Origin of the sequence: Colwellia sp. C2M11 (assembly GCF_018860915.1) — a bacterium.
In the GTDB taxonomy this organism is placed as follows: domain Bacteria; phylum Pseudomonadota; class Gammaproteobacteria; order Enterobacterales; family Alteromonadaceae; genus Colwellia.
Window position 1 is genome coordinate 97,194 of record NZ_JAHKQD010000048.1, and the last position, 11,648, is coordinate 108,841.

Genomic DNA, 11,648 nt, shown 5'->3' on the forward strand with positions numbered 1-11,648 from the left:
AATGAAATGACTGTTAGCTAAATATTTAAAGCGTTTCTGCGTATTCGTCGATTTCAGTTAATACAACTCGAGTTTCTTTTAGTAAGGCATTAACCTTTTCTAGGCTACTAGGTATTTCGACACCGCTTAATAATTTTGACCATTGTGTACATAATAATTGTAGCCGAGGTGCTGAGAGTATTGCAGCATTTAACGCTAATGCCGCAATAGCAACGTGTGCTTGCGCTAACTCTTTTTCTTTTATCGCCTCAATTAACGCATCAAGCTGTTGGTGATTATCTTGGGTATACTCGTCAAGCATAAACAATGCTAATTCAACAGTACCTTGATGCTGTAAATAGCGAGCAAAGTCAAAAACAGCAGCGTTATCTGTTAATAATTGCGTAACTTCAGTAATAACAACATCATCAGAACCTTCTTCTGGCAAAGCCAATTTATCTTGATTGCTCGATTTATTTAGTGCAAGCTCTCCCTTTATATCTCTTTTTTTCTTTAGCCACGGTGCCAATGCTTCAGCTAACTCTACCAATGTAATTTCATCGGTAAAATTCAATTGATTAATAAGCCATTGTGCGAAAGGTGCTCTATTTCCAACCTTAGGTAACATATCAGTTAAGGATAAAACCCCAATACTAATATTTGCTGTAGTTGCTCTTTCAATTAAAGCTGATTCAGGAAATTCCGTAACCAGTATGTTGTATACACCTGTTTTCCAAAGTATTGCTTGTTCATACTCATTAGCAACGATTTTCACATGAAAACCAAGCCAATGTAGTAATCGTTGTAAGTTTTGATAGGCTTGTGGCGATTGCACAGCAAGTAATAACGGCAACTCGGCCGGTAATGCTTCATGAGAGACAAAAGACTCATAAGGAAATAATTGATTCGTTAAACGGTCGCCTTTTAGCAGCTTCAAGATATTTTCAACAAAACTATCTTTACAAAATATTTGCTCTGCTTGATTATAAAAGCCGAAGCGCTCATAGTTAAGTTCACTTGATTGAAGCACCATCAACTTAGGTTTTACAGACTCAGGTAATAAGTTAATCTGTTGAATAATGAAATCAAGCTGAGTTACTGCTATATCACTTGTGACCACGACGACATCAAATTTCTTGCGATTAAGCTTTTCTTCAATAAACTGACTTTTAAAACTATCAAACTGGGTGATTCGTTCAAGTTTGCCATGGGCAGATAAAACAATAGTTGCAATCAACTCAGCTAACACCACATTATTTGACAATACCATGATGTTAGTGCCGTTTAAGGTGATTTTTTTGCTAACATCTTCAGGCGCAGCAACGGCTAAAGGTAAATCAAAACTGAGTTGATAGCCATCATCAACAAGTTCCGCACTAATATTTTCACCATGCTGCTTAGTAAGTAGCAGATTAAAAGCATCAATTAACGGTGAGTTTATGCGCGAAACAGATTCAGAATTTAATAACTGCATAATTAAGGTAGGCAGCGTTTTTAAAGGGCTTGTGTTGACAATAACCGACAAGTTTACTAATTGTTGTCCTTCATTCTTATCTTGTAATTGAGCCTGTAATAATAATTGGCTTGCTCTACAGTTCGTTAATACGATATCAATAAGTAAACTGATAAAATGCTGAAATACATTATCGTCAACTTTTACCTTACTGAGTAAGCGCTCATCACAACGTACGAACAATTTGTTGTCATATTTATGCTGTTCTTGTTGCTTGTTAAATAAAGCAGCATATATCTCATCAATTAAATTCACATCGGTCAATGTCAAACGTGATTTATCTGATTTCATTTCTAACGCTAGATGTAAACCTGAAAATTGCTGATATAAACACATTAATTGCGTTATTAAATGCCCCTTATTGGTAGTTAATGGGGTGGCATTTAATACATTAACATTTAGGCAATATTCTTGATGTTGTTGTATGACTTGTACTATTAATTTCTTTAAAAATTGATAACGTTGCATTTCATCAAATATTTGCAAGGTTAAGCGTAATTTTTGCTGTTCTGCATTTTGATGTAGCTCTTCAATAGTTTTTTCTTGTTGTGATAACACTTGTTCAATAGCTTGATATTTATTTAATAATACCTGCCATTCATCTTCATTATGCTGCGGCTCTTCATGACTTTCTAAATGACCTGAAGTTTTCTCTAAATGATCGATTATGACTTGCGTTTCAATGCAATTAGCAACAACACTTTTATTTGGTGCGTTATTGATGGTGTTGACAATGCTCTCAACACCTTGCTGCGCTGAAATCTTAATTTGCTTGTGTAATCGCCATAATAAAAAGAAAAAACAAAGTAGCGACAGAGCAATACTAGCCAACAAAATATTAACAATATTTTTTTCTGATAATTCTATAGTATAACTAGCCAAAAAAGCCTTTATAACGCTGATGTCACCGGTTTGAATATCATTCTTGTAAGGGGTTAATAATAGCCGCTTAACACCTTCTTGTTGCTCTTTTAAATTAGTTTGATAATCTTGAACTAAACGAATATAACTTTGCCATTTAGGTATTGATTTTTGTTCTGTTAATACTATTTTTTCCAACGTATCAAACTGCTGATTAACATCAAGAATGCCCTTTATTAACCCATCACTTATAATTTGTTGATGCTGAGTAAACAATTGCCGCATCTGAAGACGTAATTCCTCAAAAACGGTTAGCGATGTATTGGTATTCAATGCTTTAAACCGCATTAAAACATCAATTAATAACGTTTTTAATTGTTGTAAATCATTCGATTTTTGAGCCAGTTGCACATATAGATTAGCTCGACTGTAAGTCACTCTATTTTTTGCTTGCTCAACTTCTAATTGTTCATTTAGTATTTTTTGGCTAGCAAATTGCTCATCGATAACTTGCTGGATAGAAAAAAGCACTAGTTGCAATTGAATAATGCTGCTTTGCCTTAGCTGCTGATTATAGGTATAGCTGTCTTGCACACGTGAAACAACATCTTCAGCAAGTAAGTTTTTATCTAGCCATTGCTGAAAAACTTGTTTATTGTCGCTATGCGCTTGCAGTAAGTTACGATTTAATATAATTAATTCATCATGTAACTTAACCAAATTGCCAGTATTATCCGGTTGGAGTATATCTTCAATTAATTGCTCGACTGCTTGCAACGCGTTAATTTGTTTTAACGCTTGTTTTATCGGTATTAATTGATTTTTGAGTGTCGCATTGTCCTGCACATTAGTTTGGTAAAATAAGGCAGAGGTTAAGCCTATCGTAATGATGATTAAAAAACATAATGCTACAAATTTAAACCTAAATTTTTGATAAAAAAGCTTTAATTTAATTTTCTTATGGTGTTGCTTCTGCTCAGTGTTATTTTCAATATGCTCTGCAACGCCGTCAATATTACTCATAGTGTTTTTTTATTCTACATCCCTTAATGACGTTAGTTTATACCAAACTACAATGATAATAATAGATTGATAAAGATTAAGTGAATATTTTTACTAATTTACAGACGAAATATAGTGAGAGCATAGCGCACATCAAGTTGATGTGCGCATTAAATAAACTGACTTTTACAATATTATCACTGGCACTTATATTCAATATTAAGTTAACGCCCAAAGAGTGACAAATGATTAGTTAAATTTTGAAAAAGTGCTCTTGGTAGACTTTTAACTCGGCGATCGACTCTCTAATGTCATCTAAAGCTAAATGAGCTCCCGTTTTTACTACTTTATCTAATACTTCAGGTTTCCAGCGACGAGCAAGCTCTTTCACTGTACTTACATCCAAATTACGATAATGAAAATATTCTTCAAATTCAATCATATACTTATTAATAAAACGTCGATCTTGACCAATACTATTACCACACATTGGTGAAACACCTTTCGGCACATATTGTTGAACAAAGGCAATAGTTTGAGCGGTAGCTTCAGCTAGGCTAATCTTACTCTCACGGCATCGTTTAGTTAAACCTGACTGACCATGATGTTCAATACACCATTCACTCATATTGTCTAACACATCATCTGATTGATGAATGGCAAAAACGGGGCCTTCAGCTAAAATATTTAACTGACTATCAGTAATAATAGTAGCAATTTCGAGCACTACATCAATTTCAGGCTCTAACCCAGTCATTTCTAAATCAAGCCAAATTAAATTGGTATTGTTACACGTCATAAATATCCCTTAAAAATTGCACAAGCAATAGCTAGTAATTATCAGTATAATAGCGAACAAATAACTAGGATTAAACAAAATGATTAAGACTTGTGGCTAAGAAAAAATTAACTAATGGTCAGCAAAGACGCATTAAAGCTAATCACGACAAAAAATTGCACACGAAAGTAAACGCTAGTGGCGGTAAAGTTCAGTGGGAAGATGAAGAGCTAGGTGCTACTCAACAAGGTATTGTGATCAGTAGATTTGGTCAACATGCGGATGTAGAGGGTGATGATGGTGCAATATACCGATGTAATTTACGCCGTTCTATCAAAACTTTAGTCTGTGGCGATAAAGTACTTTGGCGTTTAGGCAAAGAAACTCAACATAGCATTTGTGGCATTATTGAAGCCGTGCATGATCGTGAGACTGTATTAAGCAGACCTGATGTTTATGATGGCGTAAAACCTATTGCAGCTAATATTAGCCAAATTTTAATTGTTTCTTCTGTATTGCCGGCATTTAACAGTGACATTATTGATCGCTACTTAGTTGCTGCTGAGCAAACGGGCATAACGCCAGTTATTGTCTTAAACAAAATAGATCTACTTAGCGAGCTAAGCCAAAACGAGCAAGATGAAATTGAACAACAATTACAAATCTATAGAGAAATAGGCTATCAGATACTTTATGGTAGCAGTCAAACTAATGAAGGTATTAGCGAAATAAAAACTCAATTGAGCCAGCATATTAGTATTTTTGTTGGTCAATCAGGTGTGGGAAAATCAACATTAGTGAATGCTTTAATGCCAGAGCTTGGCGTAGTTACTCAAGAGGTTTCACAAAACTCTGGGTTAGGGCAACATACAACAACTGTCGCTCGATTATATCATTTTGAAGAAGGTGGTGACTTAATTGACTCCCCAGGGATTAGAGAGTTTGGCCTATGGCATTTAACGCCTGATCAAGTCTTTAACGGCTTTAAAGAGTTTGAGCAATTTCAAGGATTATGTAAATTCCGAGATTGCAAACATAAAAATGATCCTGGTTGTGCATTGACCTCAGCTGCCGAGGATAAAATTCACCCTAAACGACTTGCTAGCTTTACCCGTATTATCGCCAGCTTAGGTGACAACAAATTAACTTCACGGTTTAATGATTAATTACCAAATAAATTAAAACTAAGTAAATAAAGGAAAAAAAGTGTCTTCACAGAATCAATCTTCAACGACTAAGTTCAGCGATAAAATTAAGATTGCCTTGCAATATTCCATGCCTAAGCATGCTATTTCTCGTTTAGTGGGAAAATTAGCTGCTGCTAAAATGGGTTGGTTAACCACTAAACTCATTGATATGTTCATCAAGGCATACAAGATCAACATGAATGAAGCAAAATTAAAAAATGCAAAAGATTTTGCCACCTTTAATGACTTTTTCACGCGCGAATTAGAAGAAGGTGCCCGTACTATTGATTCAGACTCAAGTACTTTATGTTATCCCGTTGATGGCGCAATATCTCAGCAAGGAGATATTGTTGAAGGAAGATTAATTCAAGCCAAAGGCTTTAATTACAGCCTTACCTCATTGTTAGGTGGTGATGCTAGAACGGCCGCTCCTTTTCAAAAAGGTAAGTTCTCTTGTATTTATTTAGCACCTAAAGACTACCATCGAATTCACATGCCTATGGCGGCTACATTACGTGAAATGATTTATGTACCTGGTGAGTTATTTTCAGTGAATCCATTAACTGCGAATAACGTTCCTGATTTATTCGCGCGCAATGAGCGTGTGGTAACAGTATTTGATACCGAGCATGGTTCTTTCGCTATGGTACTGGTAGGCGCAACTATTGTCGCAAGCATAGAAACAACGTGGGCAGGCACTATTACACCACCAGCAGGAAAGGATATTTTCAGATGGCAATATCCAGCAAAAGGGATTGATGCAATTACCTTTGAAAAAGGTGATGAAATGGGCCGTTTCAAGTTAGGCTCTACTGTTGTCAGTACCTTCGCCCCCAACATGGTTGAATTTGCCGCTAATGCTGGACCTGAAACCGTGACAAGATTAGGTGAGCATTATGCAGATTTAGTCGAAAAAAGTGATGCTTAAATTAATGGTTGCTCATTAATTCCACAAAGTATAGGATTAACAACCAAGTTTTACGATTATATTCGTAACCACTTTTACAACTAAAATTCCAACCCTCTGGGCATAAAATAAAATTAATAATTGGGGCAAGAAACATGGCACGTGAAAAATCCGCAGTGAAGCCAACAGAAGCTGAGTTATCATTACTCAATATTCTTTGGCAAATGGGGCCTGCTACCGTCAGACAAATTCACGAAGAAGTAACTGAGACACATAAAACTGGTTATACAACCGTACTAAAAATACTACAAATAATGCATGAAAAATCATTAGTAACTCGTGATGAAACAAATAGAGCACATGTTTATGCTGCCGCAAATAGCGAAATGCATACACAATCATCGTTAATAAAAGACTTAATCAGCAAAGCTTTTGGCGGCTCAACCTCTAAATTAGTGATGCGCGCTATCGATGAATCAACATCTGCAGAAGATATTAATGATATTCGTCAACTTCTAAATTCTTTAGAAAAAGAAACTTAACAGTAATAGCTTAACAATAAAAATGTTAGATAACGTATTTACTAGCCCATTGCTAACTAGTTTAGCACTCACCTTATTGCACTTTTTGTGGCAAGGGTTATTAGTGGCTATCGTACTAAAATCAGCATTACTTATTTTCAATAATAGTAAACCTCAATTGCGTTATGCCTTATCTGCATTTGCTATGTTGATTAATTTACTACTACCACTGATAACTTTTATTGTTATTTATCAAACAGAGGTTTCGTCAACTCACTTCTTTGTTAACTCTTTTGCGTTAAATGAATTTATACAAGAATTAGAACAACCTGATTCGCTATTTAATTATAAAGAGTTAATAGAAACCCTTAATATATTATTGCCTTATTTATCAATTTTATGGCTGGCAACTGTGACCTTATTAGCAAGTAAGTTATTAATAGAAATATCTACTGTTAATAAACTTCCGCTCCAAGGTACGGTAGAGCCAAGTGATAAGTTACAAAAGCGCTTTGATGAATTGGCAAAACAAATCAGTCTACGCATATTGCCACGACTATTGATTTCATTAAAAGTTGATGTGCCAATGGCCATTGGCTGGCTTAAACCTGTTGTACTAATTCCTGCTTCAATGATCAGCGGTTTAAATAATGCACAACTTGAAATGTTGATTTTGCATGAACTTGCCCATATTCGACGTCATGATTACCTCGTTAATTTTTTACAGACGTTGGTCGAGATATTATTGTTTTTCCACCCGGCGGTATCATGGGTTTCTAAACAAATGCGTAACGAACGTGAATATTGTAGCGATGATATTGCCGTACAACACTGCGGTGACGCAATAGCTTATGCACACACATTAGCAGATACCGCTTCTTTATGTACTAAAATTCACAATAATACGATACCTAATATGGCCATGGCAGCGTCAGGCGGTGATTTAAAACAACGTGTTATTCGTTTAGTTGACCATCATTGCGCTCCCAATAATAACATCAGTAAATGGTTTGCTAGTGCTACCATTATTTTCTCGATAGTATTGCTGTCAAGCAAACAATTACTGACTATGCCACTGCTGGACCTTTGGCCAGATGAAACACCGTGGAAACAAACAACCAAAAGTGAAGAAAATCAAAACACGCTCAACAATAACGTAACACTGCTCTCACCTATTTTTAGTGAAAATCTACCTAGTATTACAACACCATCACCTAATAAACCTGCTGATAACACCTTTAAAACGGTATTAGGTAAAAAAGAGCTATCAACGAATAATATATTAACGACTTTAGTATCTGTGGATAGGCCAATAGAAAAAAAATCAGACATGGATATTATTAAACGTAATTCATTAGCTTTAAATAATTTACAGCCTAATTCCAATGAACCTATTCAGCTAAAGAATTCATCGCAAAATACTGCAACTGAACCTGAACAATTAAGTAAAAATAATGTAAACAATGATTCATTAATGGTGACAAAAGCATTTGAACGAACAACGTCTAACAGCGCTTATCAACAAGAGCTAATACAATTAAGAGATGACTCACATTTATCGAATACATTTATTAGTAATCATGCCAGCAAAAAATCTCCGCACAATTCGGTGCTAAATAATGAGTTTACGACTAATGCCGATAAGAACGAGACATCAAAAGAGTCAAGCTTATTAAATCATGCTATCAGTAAAACAGCTGTTACTTCAGCTAGTGCTCATATAGAACCAGAAGATAAAGTTATAACTATTGCACCAATTAGACGTAATGCGAAAAAACTAAAATCTGTAAACCCTATTTATCCAAATATCGCCAAACGTAAAGGTATTGAGCTTGAAGTGGAAGTGAACTTTACTATCGACATTAATGGTAAGGTTAAAAACCTTCAATTTATCAATCAACAAAAAGTCAGTTATTTTAAAAATTCAATTCGTTCAGCAATAAGACAATGGCGATTTCTACCCGCTAAAGTTAACGGGAAGCCGGTAGAAAGCCAAATGTCTAAGGTGTTTGCGTTTAGTTTACATAGTTAGCTTTCACTAACATCTTCACTTTTTGCCTTTTTATTTTTTCCTTTTCTTTGCATTTTGCTTTTTCTTTGCTCCATCTTACTCTCCCACTTTACTTGCTGCTCTGGCGTTAAGACATTAAACATTGCATTTCTCGTTTTTGCTTTGGCTAATGCCATTTGCGCAAACGTTTCTTTATAAGAGTCATGTAAAGCGATATAGGTTTGTTCATCAAATTTTTCTGCTTGTAGCAATAGTTTTTCAGCTTCTTTGAATTGTTTTATTTCTGCTCGTAAAGAAACATCTTGCTCTTTAGCTGCAGTTTTAATCGCTTTCATCTGAGTTTTTTGTTCTTCAGAAAGGCCAAGATATTTACTCATTTTTTTCATCATATCTTTACCTCTATGATGACGTTCACTTTTTTGATAATGTTTATGTGATTTAGTCTCCACATTATCTTCTGATGATACATTGGCGTTAGACATACCGGTAAAAGCTAATACGGCACAGACTGCAGAAATAGAAACAATAGTTTTCATTGGTTTAGTAATATTCATTGTTGGCTCCAAAGGTTAAATAAATTTCACGAAAGCTAGTATAAGTAATTCAATGCAAAGAAACGCAAAGCCAATGTAAAGATTAAGTAAAGGTTACACAATGAAGTACAAGTTAATAATGATTAAGGTAAAATGATTGTACTTCTAACATAAGGTAAAAATTCTCTTGAATAAAAAGCACATATTATTAATTGATGATGATCATGAGTTAGCAGAGCTTTTAGCCGATTATTTAGCTCAGCAGGACTTCCTTGTTCATTGTTGCTTTGACGGTCAGTCAGGACTTGAGCAGGCATTCACGAATCAATACGATTTAATATTACTTGATGTAATGATGCCCAAACTTAATGGTTTTGAAGTATTGAAGGCGCTGGGTCAAGAGCATAAAACGCCAGTTTTAATGTTAACAGCTAAAGGCGATCATAACGATAAAGTTAGAGGCTTAGAATTAGGCGCTGATGATTACCTAGCAAAGCCCTTTCACCATCAAGAGTTATTAGCACGTATAAATGCCATCTTACGCCGGATTCAATTAGCGAGCCAACAAGGCCAGTCTCCCCTTGAAGCAGGTCACGAACAAGAAAAATCTATTTTAACCGTAAATGATATAGCACTAAACCATGCTATCCGAGCAGCTTCTTGCCATGATAACCCAATTGAACTCACAGGTACTGAATACCAAATATTAACCTTATTATTGGAAAATCACGGCAAAATTATTTCTAAAGATACTATTTCAGAAAAAGTATTAAGCCGAAAGCTTAGTCCATTTGATCGTAGCATTGATGTACATATTGGTAATATTCGTAGAAAATTTCTACCATTTTGTACCACTGAAAAAATAAAAACCGTCCGCGGTGCAGGGTATTTATTCTTAACAGGTGAAGATAGTTAACATGTCCCTAATCAAAGCCTCCTCTAAAATAAAAACCTTATTATCTTCATTTACCATTAAACTATTTGTCTGGTTTTGGCTCATTGCAATTACATCTATTATTAGCACACGCTGGATTTCACAGCAGCTATCCAATGATGTTATTCGTGAAGTAGTTAGTCATAAATCAAAACCTGATGAACTTTATCAGCTCAATAAAATGGCAAAACGTATCAAGCGTAATAAAGCAGAAAATATTGAGCAATTCTTAACGCTACAAAAAAAAAGACTTGCTCTAACCCCATTTAATATTTGGTTAAAAAGTATCGATGGTAATTCAAGGATTGTTAGCGCTATCCCATTACCGAAAAATTTTCAACGCGTATTAACCGATTACCTTAGCGAGAATACTTTTACGCAACCCACAACTAGCTTTTTTTCGCATACGGAAATAGTAGGCCCCGTACTAATCAATATTAATAATCAACCTTATCAACTATTTATTTCGCGTAAAGTTCACAAACCAAACATTAGTCAAATTGTTCAATCACTTCCCTACTGGTTGCGTATTGTGACGCCAACCTTGATTAGCTTTTTACTTTGTTTGCTACTAGCACATTCATTTAGTAAGCCTATTCGATTAATTAAAAAAGCGACAACAAGATTAGGCCAAGGTGATTTTGATTCACGTGTTGAAGGCGTAGGTCAGCTTAGCGGCGAGTTAGAACAATTAGCTAATAGTTTTAATAAAATGGCAGAGCAATTACAGCAACACCAAAGCTCACAAAGACGCTTATTAGGTGATGTTTCACATGAACTACGATCACCTATGACAAGGCTTCAGATGGCTCTGGGGTTAGCACAACAAGAATCAACAACGCCACAAGCACGTGAGCAATATTTACAACGTTGTCAACGAGAAATAGATAGATTAGATCACATGATTGAAAATGTATTAGTGCTATCTCGCTTAGAGAATACCTTGCAAAAAGCAGAGTATGAACAAGTTAACCTTTCAACACTAATACAAAATATCATAAACGATGAACAATTTATTGCGGATAAAAAGTCGATCAGTATTAACTATAATGCTCCCGCTAAAATAATGTTATTAGCTGATCAAACCTTACTCACAAGTGCCATTAGTAACGTACTTAACAACGCGGTGAAATATAGCCCAGAGCAAAGTACTATTAACGTTCAATTATCGATAGAAAAGCAAAAAGTTATTTTAGTCGTTAGCGATAAGGGTAATGGTGTACCTGAAGAATCATTAACGCAGCTGTTCACACCATTTTATCGAGTTAATCTTGCCAGAGATCGGGCGACAGGTGGAACAGGCTTAGGTTTAGCAATAGCGAAACAAGCCATTATCACACATCAAGGTGAAATTTTTGCTAAAAATAACGCAGATAATGGTTTATCTGTTATTATTGAACTTCCTTATTTTGAATAAAAATA

General features: G+C 35.2%; 9 protein-coding genes. 6 read left to right on the forward strand and 3 right to left on the reverse strand.

Annotation, left to right across the window (positions count from 1 at the left end; translation table 11 throughout):
* Nucleotides 1-25 precede the first annotated feature (25 nt).
* Together KO509_RS14455 and orn are read right to left on the reverse strand one after the other, a co-directional pair.
* A complete protein-coding gene (locus KO509_RS14455; protein ID WP_215973970.1) occupies nt 26-3,376 on the reverse strand; it encodes a hypothetical protein in 3,351 nt (1,116 codons plus the stop codon).
* 232 nt (nt 3,377-3,608) lie between these two features.
* Complete coding sequence (gene orn / locus KO509_RS14460) at nt 3,609-4,154, reverse strand: oligoribonuclease (RefSeq protein ID WP_215973971.1); 546 nt, start codon at nt 4,152-4,154, stop codon at nt 3,609-3,611.
* Between the two features lie 92 nt (nt 4,155-4,246).
* Here orn and rsgA point away from each other — a divergent pair, with 92 nt between their 5' ends.
* From rsgA to KO509_RS14480, 4 genes are all read left to right on the forward strand, one after another.
* Complete coding sequence (gene rsgA, locus KO509_RS14465; protein WP_215973972.1) at nt 4,247-5,299, forward strand: small ribosomal subunit biogenesis GTPase RsgA; 1,053 nt, start codon at nt 4,247-4,249, stop codon at nt 5,297-5,299.
* 109 nt (nt 5,300-5,408) lie between these two features.
* Nucleotides 5,409-6,248, forward strand: a complete 840-nt coding sequence (gene asd / locus KO509_RS14470) for an archaetidylserine decarboxylase (RefSeq protein ID WP_215974029.1) — start codon at nt 5,409-5,411, stop codon at nt 6,246-6,248.
* Between the two features lie 134 nt (nt 6,249-6,382).
* On the forward strand, nt 6,383-6,769 hold the full coding sequence (locus KO509_RS14475; protein ID WP_215973973.1) for a BlaI/MecI/CopY family transcriptional regulator: 387 nt from the start codon (nt 6,383-6,385) through the stop codon (nt 6,767-6,769).
* 22 nt (nt 6,770-6,791) lie between these two features.
* Nucleotides 6,792-8,780: a M56 family metallopeptidase gene (locus KO509_RS14480; RefSeq protein WP_215973974.1), complete on the forward strand. Its 1,989-nt coding sequence runs from the start codon at nt 6,792-6,794 to the stop codon at nt 8,778-8,780.
* Here KO509_RS14480 and KO509_RS14485 read toward each other — a convergent pair.
* Entirely contained in the window at nt 8,777-9,313 is a 537-nt protein-coding gene (locus tag KO509_RS14485; RefSeq protein ID WP_215973975.1) for a Spy/CpxP family protein refolding chaperone, read from the reverse strand. The genes KO509_RS14480 and KO509_RS14485 overlap by 4 nt on opposite strands.
* A gap of 166 nt (nt 9,314-9,479) precedes the next feature.
* Between KO509_RS14485 and KO509_RS14490 the strand changes: the two genes are divergently transcribed.
* Together KO509_RS14490 and KO509_RS14495 are read left to right on the forward strand one after the other, a co-directional pair.
* Nucleotides 9,480-10,208 carry a response regulator transcription factor gene (locus KO509_RS14490; RefSeq protein WP_215973976.1) on the forward strand — a complete coding sequence of 243 codons (729 nt, stop codon included), beginning with the start codon at nt 9,480-9,482 and terminating at the stop codon, nt 10,206-10,208.
* 1 nt (nt 10,209) lies between these two features.
* Nucleotides 10,210-11,643, forward strand: a complete 1,434-nt coding sequence (locus tag KO509_RS14495) for an ATP-binding protein (RefSeq protein ID WP_215973977.1) — start codon at nt 10,210-10,212, stop codon at nt 11,641-11,643.
* The last annotated feature ends 5 nt before the right edge of the window (nt 11,644-11,648 follow it).